The sequence below is a fragment of the Candidatus Babeliales bacterium genome, from assembly GCA_035455925.1.
In the GTDB taxonomy this organism is placed as follows: domain Bacteria; phylum Babelota; class Babeliae; order Babelales; family Vermiphilaceae; genus SOIL31.
Genome location: DATIEE010000032.1, coordinates 1 through 17,737 on the forward strand (window position 1 = coordinate 1; position 17,737 = coordinate 17,737).

A 17,737-nucleotide genomic window follows, 5' to 3' on the forward strand; every position below is an offset into this window, starting at 1 on the left:
AAGCTAGGGGTTGGTTGAGATTCCGGTGTTGATTCAGAGATTGCCTTTGTTGTTGATTTTAGTGATGCATTTTCCTTGTTTTTTTCATTTTTTTGTTCTTCTTTGTTGATTGATTCTTCATTATTTTGCTCATCTTGAGAATTGGTAACAATTTCAGATTCATTGTTTGTTATAGATGGTTCATTTTTTTGTTGAGCAGGCGTTGTTATCATTACTGGTGTAGCTTGTTTTCGTTCGATAATTTTTTCAATCCGTTGTGGTTTGGGTAATCCTGCAGGTCTTTTTCCAGGAGAAATTTGTTGTTGGCTGTATAGTAAAGTTAAAGGTGTTACAAGTATAAAAAGCAGCACATGTATGTGCAATGTAAGAATTATTTTGTCCTTCATTGTATTACCTTTTTTTACTAACAGTTTTTTCAGCAAACGATATATTTCAGATTGAATATAACAAAATATGCAGTGATAGTTCAATAATTGTAAGATTATTTTTCTAAAAAACTAATTTTCCGTCGATATTTTTTTGCATGCAAAAAAACTCAGGGCGAATGAACAAGGTTAGGTGTTATTAAAAAACATTTAAATTCGATAGCATTAGAATGAGTATTAGTATGACATAATTATATATTAATAGAGCAAAAGAAGAGGCCCTTTTTGGAGCCTCTTCTTTTTTAGTAGGTTTTTTTTATGTGGAATTTTTAGTACATTCCGCCCATGCCGCCACCCATTCCACCCATATTAGGCATCGCAGGAGTGTCTTTTTTGTCTTCAGCTATATCACAAATTGTAGCTTCTGTAGTAAGTAATAAACCAGCAATTGATGCTGCATATTGAATTGCTGAACGAGTTACTTTTGCAGGATCAATAATACCTGCTTTAACCATATCAACATATTCACCTTTTTTAGCATCAAAGCCAATGTTGCCAGTTTCAGTTTTTACTCTGTTAACGACAACTGAAGCCTCAGATCCTGCGTTTGAGGAAATAATACGAAGTGGTTCTTCTAATGCACGACGAACGATCTGTGCTCCTAGTCGTTGATCGTTTTCAAGCTGTAGAGCATCTACTGCTTTTTGTGCACGCATTAATGCAACGCCGCCACCAGCAACAATTCCTTCTTCAACTGCAGCTCGAGTTGCATGAAGCGCATCTTCAATACGATCTTTTTTCTCTTTCATCTCAGTTTCGGTTGCTGCGCCAACTCTGATAACAGCAATACCGCCTGCAAGTTTTGCCAGACGTTCTTGCATTTTTTCTTTATCATAGTCAGACGTGCTATTTTCAATTTGCATACGTAATTGCATTACGCGGCTTTTAATAACTTCAGAGCTGCCTTGTCCTTCAATTATTGTACAATTGTCTTTAGTAAGTACAACACGTTTTGCGGTGCCAAGATCTTGAATTTGAATGTTTTCAAGTTTTAAGCCAATATCTTCTGAAATAAGTTTACCATCAGTAAGAATTGCAATATCTTCAAGCATTGCTTTGCGACGATCACCAAATCCAGGGGCTTTGACGGCAGCGATATTTAATACGCCACGTAACCTATTAACAACAAGTGTCGCAAGAGCTTCGCCTTCAACATCTTCTGCTATAATGAGTAGCGAGCGGCCAGTTTTTGCAACTTGCTCTAAAATAGGCAAAAGGCTTTTCATGCTGGTGATTTTTTTTTCAACAATCAACAAGAATGGATTTTCAAGGGTAGTTTCCATTTTCTCTTGATTAGTTACAAAATATGGTGAAAGATAGCCGCGATCAAATTGCATACCTTCTACAACAGCCAATTCATCTTTCATACCTTTTGCTTCTTCAACAGTAATAACGCCGTCACGGCCAACGCGTTCCATTGCTTCTGCGATAAGATCACCAATTGCTTCATCAGAATTAGCAGATATAGTGGCGATTTGTTGAATTTCTTTTTTATCAGAAACTGCGGCAGAATTTTGTTTAATAGTTTCTACAACTACATTTACTGCTTTATCAATGCCACGTTTTAATTCCATAGGGTTTGCGCCAGCGGTAACAAATTTATTACCTTCTCTGAAAATTGCTTGTGCTAGTACTGTTGCGGTGGTAGTTCCATCACCAGCAATGTCTGCTGTTTTACTTGCAACTTCACGCACCATTTGAGCGCCCATATTTTCAAGTTTATCTTCAAGGATTATTTCTTTTGCTACAGTGACACCATCTTTGGTGATGGTTGGTGCGCCAAATGAACGTTCAAGAACAACATTACGTCCTAATGGCCCGAGAGTAACTTTAACTGCATCAGCGAGAGTATCAACACCTTTACGAATTTTCTCGCGTGCGTCAGTACCAAAAACGATTCTTTTTGATGACATATGATTACTACCTTATGGTTAAAAAATTATTGTTCAATAATTCCAAGAATATCATCTTCGCGAATAATGAGATGATTATTTCCCGCGTCTGTTCCTGCATATTTACCAAAATAGACTGTGTCATTAATGTTAACAGAAAGGGGAGTTATTTTGCCTTCATGAGTACGACCTTGGCCAACGGCAACAATAATGCCTTGTTGTGGTTTTTCTTTTGCAGCATCAGGAATAATAATGCCAGAGGTTGTTTTTTCTTCGACTTCGACAAGTTTTACTAAAACACGATCGCCTAGGGGACGAAATTTTTGAAACATAGATTCTCCTTAAAAATTAGCTTAAAATTACATCATTTTTTATTATAAACAAAAAACAATAAAATTCAATTTTTTTTATAGCATATGACTCAGGTTATTTATAAATATAGCATATGTTTTTGTTAAAAAAGCTTTTATTTAAGCTGTTTTTTGTGGTCATATGAAAAACTTATTTTCTTATATATAAATCTTAATGCGTTGCACTCATATTATTGTATAAAGGTTTGTTATATTTTTTATCATAAATGGAGTGATCGATATATATAAATGATATGTGATAGAGTGCATAGTAATAGTTTTTTTATAGAGGAGTAATGTACATGGTACGTATTTATCCATCATTGATGGCTGCCAATCAGTTACGATTAGAAGATGAGATACGCCAATTGGAGCCATACTGTGCAGGATTTCATCTTGATGTTATGGATTATCATTTTGTTCCCAATATAACGTGGGGGGCAGGAACGATAAATGCAATTGCCAAGATAAGTCGTAAGATTATATGGCTTCATTTAATGGTTGATGATCCAATATCTTTTTATGAAACACTTTTTTTACCCGAGGGGTCTCTTGTGTCATTTCATATAGAATCAAATATTGATATTTTTTATTTTATAAAAATAATAAAAGAAAAAAAACATAGGGTTGGATTGGCAATAAAGCCAAAAACGCCCATTATTTATGTTTTTCCATTTTTAAATATAATTAATCAAGTCTTATTGATGTCGGTTGAACCAGGCTTTTCTGGGCAGTCTTTTTTAGATGAATCAATGGATCGACTTATTCAGTTAGCTGAATATCGAAAAAATCATACGATTGATTTTAAGATTGGTATTGATGGAGGAATAAATATGGATAATATTGTGAATTTAGTACAGAATGGCGCTGATGATTGTGCAATTGCTACGTCAATTTTTCATCATGAAAATCATATTGTAGCGTTAAAGCAGTTGAATAAATTAGCGGTGAAGTAATTTTTTAAGATATTTTTTTGTTGATGGTCAGATTGTAATTATGCTAGTGTTGTTGATAGTGCGATGAAAATGTTTATTTTTTTTACTTATAAAAGGAGAACTATGAAAAGATTAGCACTAGTGGGAATTGTTGTTGCTGTAATGATTGTGGGAGTTATGATTTTTAAACATCGTTTTAACACGGGAATTTTTGTTGATTTAAGTATGCAAGGATCTGATTTAATTATTGTTAATGATTCATCAGATAGTATTAGTGTTGTGTATAAAGAGGGCAATAAGGATGTTTCTCGAGTGATACAAGCAGGAGAGCAAGTAATGGGTGGAAAAGGATTCATTAGAATCTTTACTGCTAAAAAAGATGGTTCTTATGAATTGACTTATGCATTTCCTCGTCCTTCAGGAGCTGTGCATCAAGTTATGTTATCTCAAATTATAGGCTCTGCTAAAAAAGAAAACCTTGGTGATGCAGTTTTTACTAAAAAAGGCATGATTGGTGATATAAAGGTTGAATATGAAGAGGCGCGTATTCTCGAATAAATAGTAGAGAAAAAGAGCAAAAAGTAAACGTATTATATATGATATGCTTGCTTTTTGCTCTTTTTGTTAATAAATATTTACAAGAAGTTTCCCTTTAAGGATGGATGTGTCATTTCTATAATTTCTTTAACTTTTGTGTATTCATCAATTAATTTTTGGTTTTGTATTTCTTCTTTTTTCTTATTAAGAGTTTCAAATATATCTTTTTTCTTATTAAGAGTTTCAAGTACATTATTTATACTTTCTATAATTTTTGAAGATTGATCTTGTGAGATGCTTTGATTAGCATAAAAAAGCATAAGGACTATTTTTTCTAAGTTTTTTATTTTATCAGGATGATGTATACCATTTTCTATTACTGCTATAAGAGGTGTTTTATCATTTTCATTGAGTGTATCGACTTTTATGGATGATTTAATACTAGTTTGTCCAGTTATAGTTAATGGTTCGTAAATTAATGATTCGGAGATTAAGGAAGAGACCATATCAAAATCAAGATTTTTACAGGCAATATATAAAGGAGTATTGTTGTTGTTATCTTTTAGGTTGAATAAAACTTGTAAGTATTCCTTTTTATCTTCAAAACATTTGCTAATTGCTTCTAAAGTAACAATGCTATTATTTATTACGGCTAGATGAACGATTGTTTGATCTTTTGCTTCAAAGAAGGGGTTTATATCTTTGTTTAAGTTTCTTTCAAGCATAATCTTTAATAAGATTAATCCAGTCACATGTTCTGGTAAGAATTGTTTGCTATATCGTAAAGCATCTTCTATAGTATAAAGCGTTTCTTTTTTCGAAAATTTTAATTCTTTGAAAATAATAGACTTATCAGCGCTGAGCTCGTATTTCTGTGGTTCTAAAAAAAGACAATAAAGAGTATCAAACATCTTGTTAGGTCCATGCATTTTGATTAATTTAGGCAATTGATATATAGGTCTTTTTGGATAGGGTTGGTTATAGTCTGAATCCATGCTATAAGACAGATGACAGGATATAATGGTTATTATAAGTAATATATTTTTTTTCATGAAATGTCCTTTCTCTTATAAAATATAAAATTAAATATTACAGATAGGATATCATTTAAAATATACATAAGTCTAGTGTCACACTGTTTTAATTATACACTTAATTTCTTAAGAAATGGAAAAAAATTCTTTTATATGAAATAATTAAGAAATGTACTAAATCATATAAAGGATATAAGAACAATGAATTCACGAGATGTTAGAAATAAATTTATACAATTTTTTGTAAGAAATGGACATGAGTCTGTAGCGAGTTCATCATTAATTCCTGCGCAAGATCCAACACTTCTTTTTGCTAATGCGGGCATGAATCAGTTTAAGGATGTCTTTTTAGGGTTCGAAACACGTAATTATAATCGTGCAGTCAGTATTCAAAAATGCGTACGAGCTGGTGGTAAGCATAATGATTTAGATAACGTTGGCTTTACCAAGCGACATTTAACTTTTTTTGAAATGATGGGTAATTTCTCTTTTGGTGATTATTTTAAACAACAGGCAATTCGGTATGCATGGGATTTTTTAACTAAAGAAATAAATCTGGATCCTGAAGTCTTGCATGTATCAATTTTTGAAACAGATGATGAAAGTTATGCGATTTGGTTGAATGATATTAAGATTGATGAGACACGCATTCATCGTTTAGGTGCTGAGCATAATTTCTGGCAAATGGGTGATATTGGTCCTTGCGGCCCTTGTACGGAAATTTATGTTGATCGCGGTGCTTCATATGGCCATGATAACATTGCTGATTGTGGTCCTGGATGTGATTGTGATCGTTTTTTAGAAGTATGGAATCTTGTTTTTATGCAGTTTGATCGTCAACGTGATGGAGCATTAAAGCTGCTCAAACAAACTGGTGTTGATACTGGTATGGGACTTGAAAGAATATGTAGTGTTGTGCAAGGCAAAAATTCTGTGTACGGTACTGATATTTTTTCTTCAATTATTAAAAATATTGAAGATCTTTCAGGGTTATTGTATGAGCAACAAAATGATGAAAACATGGCTGCATTTCACGTAATTGCTGATCATATTCGTTCATCTACCTTTATTATTGCTGATGGTTGTGCGCCGACAAATGAAGGCCGTGGGTATGTGTTGCGCAAGATTATTCGTCGTGCGGCCTTGTTTACTCAGAAGCTAACTGATAAAAATATTTTTCCTGAATTATGTTATGGTGTTGTTGAAAATTTAGGTTCAATTTACCCAGAATTAGAGTTAAACAAAGACCTTGTATATGCAACATTAAAAAGCGAAATTGATAAATTTTCAATAAATCTTATCCGTGGTCAAGTGATTCTTGAGCGCTACTGTGAAGAAGCTAAAAATTCTAAAATTATTACCGGCCAACAAGCATTTAAATTGTATGATACTTATGGATTTCCTATTGAAATAGTTATAGCTGTAGCCCGCGAAAAAGGTTATATGGTTGACATGGATGGATTTGACCGTGAAATGAATAAACAACAAAATCAATCAGGAAAAAAAATAGCTGATTTGTTATCTCAACTTGAGGTAGGGGTAACATCAGAATTTACTGGCTATAATGAATTAGAGACATTGTCTGAAATTAGTGCTCTTGTTCTTGATGATCAACTTGTTGATAAGGTTTCTATAGGTCAAATAGCATATGTTATTGCTATGAGGTCACCATTTTTTATTGTTGGAGGAGGACAAGTTCCCGATCAAGGTTGGCTTACTATTAATGGTGTAAAAATGGCTATCACTCAGGTACGGTTTATTGGGAATGCAATTGCAGCACAAATTGTAGCTCAAACAACGATTTCTGTGGGCGATAATATTGTATCATGCGTTGATCCAATATGGCGTTCTAATGCTATGAAGAATCATACAAGTACACATTTATTACAAGCAGCACTCATTGAACTTTTTGGTAAACAAATACAACAATCAGGGTCATTGGTACATCCTGATTATTTACGTTTTGATTTTACTTATCATCGTCAATTATCTCATGAAGATATTATAAAAGTTGAAAATCTTGTGAATGAAAAAATTCGGAAGAATATTCCCGTTGTTATTGACTACTGTACGTTAAAAGAAGCTCAAAAAAAGGGTGCACTAGCATTTTTTGGTGAAAAATATAAACCTGAGCATGTTCGCGTTGTGCAAGTAGATGAATTTTCAGTTGAACTTTGTGGCGGTACACATGTGCAGGCTACTGGCGATATTGGTACGTTTAAGATTACTGAAAGTAGCGCACTTTCCGCAGGGCATCGACGTATTGTTGCAGTAACTGGTCCCGGCGCGATTAATTTATTTCAAGAAACATTTTCTCTTGTTAAAACATTATCGCAAGATTATAAAGTTAAATATGAAGAAGTTTTCGATGTTATTACTAAGCAAAAAGATCAATTAAAATTAGCGAATCATACAATTAAGGAGCTACGCCAGCAACTTATTGCTATGAATATTCCTACGTGGCTGCAATCAGTTGAGTATATCAATAAAATGCCATTTTTATATCTTATAGTGCCTGATGCTTCTGGCGAAGATATGCGTCTAATTGCTACAATGCTTGAACAAAAATTAGCAGGTTGTTATTTTATTGTAAATTCATATGATAATCACGTAACATTTTACGCAGTGGTATCGGCGGAATTTATTAATACTGTTGATATGAAACAATTTTTGGCATGGTTAAGTAATACGCAAGGACTACGTTGCGGTGGATCTAAAAATAGTATTCAAGGTGGCGGTATACTCCGTGATAAGCAGTTGAAAGATGCTATTAAGCAATGGTTGCAAAATAAATAAATATACAAACCGATAGGATGCAAGAATGAAATTTTTGATATGCGGTATATTGTTATTAGTTAGTTTCTATGGGTTATTGAATACGATGAATTTTAATCAGATGAATGATACGTCATATAAATTATCTATAGACGAAAAATTAAAAGAATTAAAGTATAAGCAATCATTGTTGTCGCTCAAGGATAAAAATGTTGGAAACAGAAATAAACAAGAAAATTCGCTATTATATCAACCAAAAAAATGTAATAATGCCCACCATTAACTTAAGGCTGTCTTTGTAAAAGTTCTTTAATAATAACAATGGCTTGATCAATTATTTGTTCTATATCAATTATATTTTCGTTGAAATTACTTAAAACATATTGTGGAACATCATTTTTATGCTGTGGTCGACCGATACCGAATCGTAAACGCATAAAGTCTTTGCCGCAGAATTCTATAATTGATCGAAGCCCATTATGTCCATGATGACTACCGCCAAATTTAAGCTCAACTTTTCCAAATGGTTTTTCTAATTCATCATGTACTACAAGTATATTTTCTGGCTTTATTCCTTGTTTAAGTAATGATGGAATAATTTTACCAGAATTATTCATAAAGGTATGTGGTTTAATAAGTGTAATTTTTTCATTCTTAAGTTTAAGCTCAGCGCTTTCATAGTCTGATTTCTTTTGCCATACTAGATTGTATTCAGATGCAAGTTTATCAAGTATGAGAAAGCCAATATTGTGACGATTGTGATAGTACTGCTTACCAGGATTACCGAGTCCTATAATAATTTTTATTGTATTATTCATGTTTTACATTGATACGTTAAATGCGTTATTATTTTTTTCGTTGATATGTGCCAATAAGTGTTGTTTGTTCAAGAATATGACCGTGCATTGCTTTTATAATTTTATCCTTATTTGTTCCTGCAGGTAAGTTAAGTTGCGTATCAAGTGCGTATAGCGTAAATTGATAGCGATGAATACCGCTTGGTGGGCAAGGGCCTCCCCATTGTTGTTTGCCATTAAAGTCCGTTGCTCCTTGCAAAAAAGAATCGTGAGAGGTGTTTTCATGTATTTGATTAGTGGTAGCGGGAATATTGAAAAGTATCCAATGAACCCACACCTTTGCCGGAGCATCGGGATCATCAACGATTAGAGTAAAACTTTTGGTATTTTGAGGTGCATTTGACCATATAAGAGCTGGAGATATATTTGCACCATCACAAGTATATTGTATAGGAATTGATTCATGATTAAGAAATGCAGGACTTATTAATTCCATTGATCCCTTGAGAGATATACAGTAAAAGACTGTAATCAAAAATAATTTTTTGAACATTATTTGATTCCTTCCAGTGTATACTTTTTTTTTGAAATAACAAATTATGCTGCTTCAGCTGGTTTTATTGGCAATTTTTTTTGTGTAATTAAAATGGTTGCGGCAATTTCTTTTGCTTTTTCTGCTAACTTTTGACCTAACGCCAGATAATATGCTTTATTAGCCATTGCGGTATACAGTTTAAGGCCAAAGCTATGCATAGTGATGTTGGGATAGAAATCAGATAAATTGTTATCAATAGAATTAAGGTTTTTGAAAGTGATAGAGTTGTTTACGATATAATCAAATTGTTGATCAACAGCAGTATTCATTTTTGTAATAAATTCATTACTCGCAATAATTTTTTCAAAGATCGGTTTTATAGATGTATATAACGAAGAAGACGCTTTTTCTGCTAGTTTTATGCGAGTGTTTTCTTTGCTCCATGATTGCTTAATAGCTTTTATTTGTGTATTTACATGATTTAATTGAGTAGTTAGACTATCAATAGACACACCTAAAGCTATCATTGATGTCAATAATGAGATAGAAAAAAGAAATATTTTAGTTTTCATTTTAATGTTCCTTTGCTTTTCTAAGCTTGATATTTTAAGAAATCCTATTTGAATGATAACAAAAATCAATCTTATTTGTCAATAATTACAAGGCGGTTAAAGTTGTTACATTCATTAATGCGCTGTTCTTCATTAGCGAGTTCTCTAAGAAGTTCTTTTTCTCTAAGCTCTAATTTTTTTAATAATAATTTAGTACCACAGAGATTTGCGCTTATAACATACCATATATTGAATAATTTGAGGGCGATTTCATTCAAGGGGGGTGTGCTATGTGCTAGTTCGCTATCAATTTTCTGATTGATAGTGTAATCTGCAGAGCTATAGGCAATATCATCAAAATGCATAAGATCGTCTACAATGCACATAGTTTGAAAATCAGTAATTTTATTAATAGAATAGTCAAATTCTTCTGATTCAAAGATTTTATTAATTATATTGACTATGTAAGATCTAGTGAGATCATATTCATCTTTTAATAAATCTTGCATGTATTTTAATGCTTTTTTGCCGACGGTAATCGTTGTATTGAGGTCTAACATTATAGCTTTTTTCTCATTAGAAATATGAGTTATTCTGCTTTGTATAGCTATTTTTACATCATTATGTTCAGCTGCTGTAGAGAGTAACGCAAAAGTTAATAGTGTTAAGAATGTCATTTGTTTAAACATAATAGCCTTAAATAATGTATATTTTAATTTTTTATTTATTCTTATTTTAGTATCCCATATCGAACAGTTGTTGTCAAACCAGTGAGGTTTGCTTGTGTTATTCACGATGTTGACTTTTAGTTAAATATAAGACATTATTTATGATATATAGATTATCATTTCCGTAGGTATTTAATAAAAATCAATAGTTTCTTTTTTGAAGGATATATCCAATGGCAACGAGTAAATCCGGTGGAAGTACCCAAAATAATCGTGAGAGTCATAGTAAACGGTTAGGTTGTAAATTATTTGATGGACATAGGGTTTTTGGTGGTGAAATTATAGTTCGCCAACGTGGAACACATATTCATCCTGGCAAGCAAGTTTTGCGTGGTGGTGATGATACATTATTTGTTACAGCGCCTGGTATAATTAAGTTTCATTACGGCCCTAAAGGTCGCAAATATGTTTCTGTTATTAGTCTAAAATAATGACACTTATTATAAATAAGTGATGAAGTGCATCGATTATAAAATTCTTGTAAAAGAATTTTAATCATGTTAAAGACAAACTATTATGAAAAAAAGATAAAAAAGGTTTGAAAAATAGTCTGCTATCAAAAGAACGGATAATGATGATTAATTTTTTAAAATATCGTACTGCAACGGCACTAACTTCTATTTGTTTAATGGTTGCATTCGGCATGGTTGCTATTTATAGACAGCAAACGCGCGGCTCAGTATATAGTTATAGTGTTGATTTTACCGGCGGAACGCAAGTTTTATTTAAGTTTGATAAAGCTGTAGATAGTGCTTATATAAAGCAAATAATTATGAATAATGGTTGGGCAAATGCTAGTGTACGCGAGTTTGGCAATAATGAAGTTTTAGTGCGTGTTCAAGAATTTGAAGGCGATATCGTTGGTCTTGGTATGCAAATGAGAGAGATCGTCCAGCAAGCAATGCCAGATATTACCGTAGAAGTACTTCAGACTGAGAGTGTTGGTGCCGGAATTGGATCTGATTTGCGTGGAAAATCATTTTATGCAGTTTTAATAGCATTGTTGTTCATGCTTGCCTATATAGCAATGCGTTTTTGGTCATTCGCATTTGCAGCTGGTGCCATTGTAGCGCTTATTCATGATGCTCTTATAATGTTGGCTCTATTTTTATTTTTTGATCGAGAAATATCAATTAATTTTATTGCGGCAATATTAACGGTTTTAGGATATTCAATTAATGACACTATCGTTATATTTTCTCAAATACGGGAATATATGCAAAAAAGAAAAGGTGAGCAATTAGATGTAATTGTTAATGATAGTCTTAATTATACATTCCGTCGAACAATGTTAACAAGTATTTCAACTGGTTTGCCTGTGCTGGTTATATTGATGTTTGGCGGAGAAGCATTACATGATTTTTCACTTGCGCTATTAATCGGAATAATTTTTGGCACTTATTCATCCGTTTATATTGCTAGCCCTATTATGATATTATTGCAATCAAAACAATAAAAGAATTGATAAAGTTATAAACTTGATATAATTATTTTGATGTGCATAATATTGAATTCATATATACATTGCTGTTGCTTGATTGCAATGATTAATATAATTGCCTATGTTTTGATATTGTTTTTTAAATTTCAACTGTACATACATTCAAGGAATAATGCATGACGAAAAGCCATCAGAGTATCTTTTGCAGGAGGTCTGAATGAAGACTCGCGATATAAAAACGGTTAATCCTGTAAATCCAACCGCAGACATCCAAGAAACAACGCAAGTTGTGACGCCACCTCAGCCTTCTTTGCCTCCAATAACACGTCAACGAACTTCAAGGGTTTCTAATAAGGCAGTATCATCACAGCAATCAGTAAAAGCGCAAACGATAGACACCGTAGAGCCGCTTGCAGTATCAGCAGAGCAGCATACTGAACAAAGTGAAAATATGTCTGAATGTAAGGATATACTGCAATCTCGAGATGATGCTAATCGTCCAGTACAGCAGCAACATCCTCAGCACTATAATAATGAAAGATCAGCATATATAAAACGACCGTTAGAGGATTTATCGCTGGCTGAGCTTGTTCAATATGCGCGACGTTATGGTATTATGGGTGCCGCAATTACAAAAAAAGAAGAACTATTACGAAAAGTTCGCTATGCTGAAGAAAATCCAAATATTGAAATGGCGGTTGAGGGCGTTCTTGAAAGATTGCCTGATGGGTTTGGTTTTTTGCGTTCAGCTTTGTATGATTATGTCTCAGGTCCCGATGATATTTATGTTTCTCCATCGCAAATTAGACGATTTGGTTTACGTACTGGTGATACCATTAAAGGTGCAATTAGAAAACCAAAAGAAGGCGAAAAATATTTTGCTTTATTAAAAGTATCTTTGGTTAATTATGCTGAACCAATGCTTATGGTTGATCGATCACATTTTGATAGTTTAAGTCCACAGCATCCTGTTGAAAAATTTAATTTAGAATTTGATCCAATGGCACTTTCTACGCGTATTCTTGATCTATTTACGCCAGTTGGTAAAGGACAACGAGGGCTTATTGTTGCTCCTCCCAAAGTTGGTAAAACATTATTGTTAAAAGAAATTGCTCGGGCAATTATTGCTAACCATCCCGAAGCGCATCTTATTGTGCTGTGTGTTGATGAGCGTCCTGAAGAAGTAGCAGATATGCGTCGTACCGTTAAAGGAACTATGGCAGAAGTTATTAGTTCAACATTTGATGAAGCGGCAGAACGACATGTTCAGGTAGCAGAAATAGTTTTAGAAAAAGCGAAACGATTAGTTGAATGTAATCGTGATGTTGTTATTTTGCTTGATTCAATTACGCGTCTTGCTCGTGCATATAACACTGTTGCTCCGGCATCAGGAAAAGTGTTAACTGGCGGAATTGATGCACATGCATTACAGCGTCCAAAAAGATTCTTTGGTGCAGCACGTGCTACAGAAGAAGCTGGTTCATTAACCATTTTGGCAACAGCGTTGGTTGAAACTGGCTCACGAATGGACGAAGTGATTTTTGAAGAGTTTAAAGGAACAGGTAATATGGAAATGAATATGACGCGTAAACTTTCTCATCGTCGTATTTTCCCTGCTTTTGATCTTTTAATTTCAGGAACACGTCGTGATGATTTATTACTTTCAGAGGAAGAGCTTAATAAAGTGTGGATTTTACAAAAATTACTTTCAAGCATGAGCACTATTGAAGGTATGGAATTTCTTATTGATAAAATGAAAAAAACAAAAACTAATGCTGAATTTTTTGAGTCTATTAATAAACGTACGACTGAAATTTAACAGCTAATTATTATAGAAAAGGATCCTCTATAAAGTAGGATCTTTTTTTATAGTCTTGTTATCATTTTGTATAAGATTTACAAAGGAATAGGTTCAATTTCTTGTAATGTCGCAAGTGCTTCAGACATACCACCCCACCAATTTGATATACGTGAACTTATTACAGATCCCAGCGCAGCGCTTCCTTGTTTTAATGTTTGGAATAAGCCACCTGATTTTTCATTTTCGTCTATAATTACTTTAGTAGCTTCTTGATACATTGCTTGAGTAACTTCTTGTTGTGATGGAGGAATTGTTTCCGAATTAGCCGCACCAGCGATTGCTAGTTGTTCATGAGGTAACGGTGGAGTAATGGTAAGCACAGCACCAGGCGTTGTAGCGTTAGTCAATGTTGCTAGTGCTGCTAAACTGCCTTGTGTAGCACTGACAAGTACAGAATAGCTCAATGCCTCTGATGCTGATGTATTAATATGGCCAAGTCCTAGTGACCAATATAAGCCACCAAGCGCTGCGGATTGAAATAAAATCCAGCCTATTTCTTTTAATGCTAATGATAGTTTTTCATTTGTTATAGCTTGTTGTATGTAGGGTGTTACAGTTGCAATTAATGCATTATTTGTAGACATGCCTGTAATTGTAGTAAGTTGTTGTACATCTATATTTTTTATTTTTTGAGCTATTTCATCATTTTGTTTAAGGATTGTTCCAGCGGTTGTGGTTGCTTTTTCTACAATCCACTGTTTAATAGATCCAACAAAAGATATTGGTAGTTTTAATTGATAATTTTCAGATTGTATTGTTGGAAGGATAAGAGCATTGTTTAAATTATGTGGGCTTGTTAAACTTAAGGCTGTTTTTGCTTGAGGAGGATTAAGTAATAGTTTACCTGTTGTTGTTATTAATTGTGCAGAGATGCATTGTAATCCTGCTAGAAGTAATTCATTAGTGTTCAATGTAGCAAGATTTTTTTGAGAGGACAATGCTACTAAAGAGTTTATCATAGCAGCAAGTGAGATTTGAGTGGCAAAATTGACTATTGTTGTTCCATGATTTTTCCATGTTGTTTGTATAATATCATTAATGGCCTTTTCTAATTGTGGTTTTATTGGCTCAAGAACCTCTAATTGTTTTTTATTCCAATCTGGCCATTGTGAAGGATCAAGTTTAGAAATTAGTTGATCTAGTATTGTAGTATTTTGTACGAGTGATACAACCGGTTGCTGTAACGTTCGTTCTGTTTCTGTTTGAATAGCAGGAGAAATAACTTCTTCAATATCTTCTACTGTAGCAGCTGTTTTTTGTTCCTCATGCTTTTTTATTTTTTCAATATCATTTTTTACTTTTTCAAAAGATTCATCTACGGTTTGTTCTGTTTTTGGTGGCATAAAATAAGTAAGCCATCCCTGAGCAAGATTAGATAGTTTTGTTGTAATAGTTGATCTAATTTCAGATCCGTATTCTTGAGCTTGTCCGGCAAGTTCACTTCCAATTTGAAGTACGCTTGGTATTCCTCTTGTTATCACAGCTGTTGTTGGTGACAAATATTCTTTTCTTTTTTTAATTTCTGATTGTGGCAATTCTTCTTTTCGTAATTGTTTTTGTTTTTCGGGTGTTAATAAATTAAATTTTTCTTCTTTTTCTTTTTCTATTTTTTCTTTTGCTTCTTTTTGTTCTCGTTCTAATTTTTCTTCTGCTAATTGCGTGTTTTTTTCTTCTTCTCGTTTTTTTATTTCTTCAAATTTGATGCCTGTTACCGGATCATATTCTATTTTTTGTTGATTGCGATTGTATACTATAAGTTTCTCTTTTGGTGAATTTTCCTGTTTTTCAAAATAAGCAAAGGTTGCATCATCATATTCTTTAATAATTCTTTCCGTTGAAGATAAATTTGATCGTGTATCAATCAGTCGATATTTTGGAGAAGGATCATTACTGATAATACCTGTTGCTGTATAGAAAGTTATTAATCTTGTTTCGTCAGCATTAAATTCATACGTAATAAGATTGTGCAAAGAGTCTAATTGATCGCCAGTTTCTGTATCAATCAAGATTGTATTTGTATTATCACTTGTTTCTGTAAATCTTTTCATTCCCTCAATCATACCGGTGATTGGTGAATTTATGAGTATAATTTTTTTTTGGGGACTAATACGATACCAATTTATAGATTTAAATGAATTTTTTTTATTAGATAATGTAGTTAAATCAAATATTTTATGTTTTTCATTATAAGTCGCTCCGATTAATTGATATTCTTTTTCCTTGTTTAATGGAATAGCGGATGTTTTAGTTTCTAATGTAGTAAAATATCCAGGAATTATATTATTCATTAAGGTGCGTAATAAAGATACTTTAGGTTGAAATGCTATTTTTTCTATTTCATTATCATCATATTTTACTATAAGTTCACTCGAATCGTTAAATTGAATAGCTTGTATGTTTTCTAATGTTTTAATTACAGTATTTTTTGATTGTGAAGTTAAATCAAAAATTTCATACTGCAGAATGTTTCCCGTATCAGAAGCTTCTCTATAGTTTATGATGGGAGATGTGTGTGCTGTACTTGGTTTACTTAATCCTAAAAGTGTTCCCCAAGGTTTTCTTGCTCCTGCAATAAGTAAAAAATTCTCATGAGGGTCAAATGAGTCTGTTAATATATTGCCAGGGTCAAAAGATGCAATAGTTTTACCTGTCATAGGATCAATGAGTAGCATAATAGTTCTTCCGCTTGTTTTTTTTCCAATGAATTCTCCTGTCGCTCGTGTTGATATACCAGAAGATGTGTACTTATAGATGATAAAATATTTTTTATGTGGACTGAATCGATATGCAATTACATCACTAAAGTTTTGTTGAATAGGTTTGGTAAGCATTAGTATTTTGGTCGCTGGATCATAAGATATCTGAAAATTTATTGAAGGTTCAGCAGGTATATGTTGTTTAATGATAGTTTCTTTTTTTGGTGAAATATACTGTTTAAATGCTGCAAAGCGCGCTGCCATATTGTGCATCATTGTGTTTATACGTGATGATTGTACAGTTGTTTCATTTATACTTATTATACGTATTGTGACAAATAATGATAAGGCAATGGGTAGTAAAAATACTTTTTTCATGCACTGCCTTTCTCGATTTAATCCCCATTTTCTTTCTTATATTATTACGTTAATATTTTCTGTTTTGTAATGTAAATGGTATTGTGTTTATGTATAAATAGTAATATTTAAATTGTTATTTATATGACAACATGTTTTCAAATTGATAATATTATGTTTTAAATAAGACTTTGTAGTAAAACAAATATATATATGTACAATTGTAATAGTAATATGTTATTCTTTAAAATAATTAATAGTTTTTTTTATGATACTACAAATGGGGATTTATATTTATGTTAATAAACAGATTATTACCGATCTTAATTGTCGCATTGTCAGGTTCAAATTCTTTTAGCATAGATGTTAATATTCGTTTTCCGCAAGATCAATCAGTAAAAATTAAACCAGACTTGAGTGGACTTGGGCAAGAAGTAGGAGAAGCAGCCGGAGAGGTTGTAAGAAAAGGTATTTTAGGAGCGATGGAAGGATTTTCGCAAGCAGCCAAAGGCAGTGAATTCGGTCAATTGGCAACAGAAGGAATGCAAAACATTACTCAGCAAGGTGCTAGTGCGTTCAGAAAAACAATGGAAGATCCTCGACTACGAAGAGAAATGCAAGAAGGTGGGCGTGAATTGGCAGAGGTTATGGGCGCAGGAACTCGAAGCTTTACTAAAGGATTACAGCAAGAAGTTTTTCCTGAGATAAAAGCATTGAGCCGTAGTGCTCTTGCCTCAATGTATAATGTACAAAATGCTGTTCAAATTGGTGGACCAATTGCTTTGGCAGCTATAATTGGATTGACAGGATTTTATGGCACACG

The 17,737-nt window shown here is 33.0% G+C and carries 17 protein-coding genes; 8 read left to right on the forward strand and 9 right to left on the reverse strand.

The features are described from left to right. The 3 genes from VLB80_05285 to VLB80_05295 form a co-directional block, all read right to left on the reverse strand. Positions 1-386, reverse strand: a 386-nt coding sequence (locus tag VLB80_05285; protein ID HSC25596.1) for a hypothetical protein, incomplete at its 3' end; no start/stop codon positions are given. Positions 387-694: 308 nt separating this feature from the next. Next, positions 695-2,338 (reverse strand): chaperonin GroEL, encoded by a 1,644-nt coding sequence (groL, locus tag VLB80_05290; protein ID HSC25597.1) that lies wholly within the window; start codon positions 2,336-2,338, stop codon positions 695-697. Between the two features lie 26 nt (positions 2,339-2,364). Beyond that, positions 2,365-2,649, reverse strand: coding sequence for a co-chaperone GroES (locus tag VLB80_05295; GenBank protein HSC25598.1), 285 nt, complete (start codon positions 2,647-2,649; stop codon positions 2,365-2,367). A 320-nt stretch (positions 2,650-2,969) separates the two neighbouring features. Here VLB80_05295 and VLB80_05300 point away from each other — a divergent pair, with 320 nt between their 5' ends. Continuing rightward, positions 2,970-3,623: a ribulose-phosphate 3-epimerase gene (locus tag VLB80_05300; GenBank protein ID HSC25599.1), complete on the forward strand. Its 654-nt coding sequence runs from the start codon at positions 2,970-2,972 to the stop codon at positions 3,621-3,623. A gap of 102 nt (positions 3,624-3,725) precedes the next feature. Next, positions 3,726-4,160, forward strand: coding sequence for a hypothetical protein (locus tag VLB80_05305; protein HSC25600.1), 435 nt, complete (start codon positions 3,726-3,728; stop codon positions 4,158-4,160). 77 nt (positions 4,161-4,237) lie between these two features. On the opposite strand, the gene VLB80_05310 is transcribed toward VLB80_05305, so the two are convergent. Continuing rightward, on the reverse strand, positions 4,238-5,191 hold the full coding sequence (locus VLB80_05310; GenBank protein ID HSC25601.1) for a hypothetical protein: 954 nt from the start codon (positions 5,189-5,191) through the stop codon (positions 4,238-4,240). 183 nt (positions 5,192-5,374) lie between these two features. Here VLB80_05310 and alaS point away from each other — a divergent pair, with 183 nt between their 5' ends. Then, complete coding sequence (gene alaS, locus VLB80_05315; GenBank protein HSC25602.1) at positions 5,375-7,969, forward strand: alanine--tRNA ligase; 2,595 nt, start codon at positions 5,375-5,377, stop codon at positions 7,967-7,969. A gap of 25 nt (positions 7,970-7,994) precedes the next feature. Beyond that, on the forward strand, positions 7,995-8,231 hold the full coding sequence (locus VLB80_05320) for a hypothetical protein (GenBank protein HSC25603.1): 237 nt from the start codon (positions 7,995-7,997) through the stop codon (positions 8,229-8,231). A 1-nt stretch (position 8,232) separates the two neighbouring features. Here the strand turns inward: VLB80_05320 and pth are convergent, their stop codons facing one another. The 4 genes from pth to VLB80_05340 form a co-directional block, all read right to left on the reverse strand. After that, positions 8,233-8,766 carry an aminoacyl-tRNA hydrolase gene (gene pth, locus VLB80_05325; GenBank protein HSC25604.1) on the reverse strand — a complete coding sequence of 178 codons (534 nt, stop codon included), beginning with the start codon at positions 8,764-8,766 and terminating at the stop codon, positions 8,233-8,235. A gap of 28 nt (positions 8,767-8,794) precedes the next feature. Next, positions 8,795-9,298: a YbhB/YbcL family Raf kinase inhibitor-like protein gene (locus VLB80_05330; GenBank protein ID HSC25605.1), complete on the reverse strand. Its 504-nt coding sequence runs from the start codon at positions 9,296-9,298 to the stop codon at positions 8,795-8,797. A 44-nt stretch (positions 9,299-9,342) separates the two neighbouring features. Next, positions 9,343-9,852 (reverse strand): hypothetical protein, encoded by a 510-nt coding sequence (locus VLB80_05335; GenBank protein ID HSC25606.1) that lies wholly within the window; start codon positions 9,850-9,852, stop codon positions 9,343-9,345. A 71-nt stretch (positions 9,853-9,923) separates the two neighbouring features. After that, positions 9,924-10,520 carry a hypothetical protein gene (locus VLB80_05340; protein ID HSC25607.1) on the reverse strand — a complete coding sequence of 199 codons (597 nt, stop codon included), beginning with the start codon at positions 10,518-10,520 and terminating at the stop codon, positions 9,924-9,926. Between the two features lie 212 nt (positions 10,521-10,732). Between VLB80_05340 and rpmA the strand changes: the two genes are divergently transcribed. From rpmA to rho, 3 genes are all read left to right on the forward strand, one after another. Then, positions 10,733-10,990 (forward strand): 50S ribosomal protein L27, encoded by a 258-nt coding sequence (rpmA, locus tag VLB80_05345; protein HSC25608.1) that lies wholly within the window; start codon positions 10,733-10,735, stop codon positions 10,988-10,990. A 140-nt stretch (positions 10,991-11,130) separates the two neighbouring features. Continuing rightward, the gene (gene secF, locus VLB80_05350) at positions 11,131-12,015 is read left to right on the forward strand and encodes a protein translocase subunit SecF (GenBank protein HSC25609.1); all 885 of its coding nucleotides are present in this window, start codon (positions 11,131-11,133) and stop codon (positions 12,013-12,015) included. Between the two features lie 436 nt (positions 12,016-12,451). Continuing rightward, entirely contained in the window at positions 12,452-13,819 is a 1,368-nt protein-coding gene (rho, locus tag VLB80_05355) for a transcription termination factor Rho (GenBank protein HSC25610.1), read from the forward strand. Positions 13,820-13,896: 77 nt separating this feature from the next. Here the strand turns inward: rho and VLB80_05360 are convergent, their stop codons facing one another. Continuing rightward, entirely contained in the window at positions 13,897-16,935 is a 3,039-nt protein-coding gene (locus tag VLB80_05360; protein ID HSC25611.1) for a hypothetical protein, read from the reverse strand. A 275-nt stretch (positions 16,936-17,210) separates the two neighbouring features. Between VLB80_05360 and VLB80_05365 the strand changes: the two genes are divergently transcribed. Then, a partial coding sequence (locus tag VLB80_05365; GenBank protein ID HSC25612.1) for a hypothetical protein occupies positions 17,211-17,737 on the forward strand: 527 nt, incomplete at its 3' end.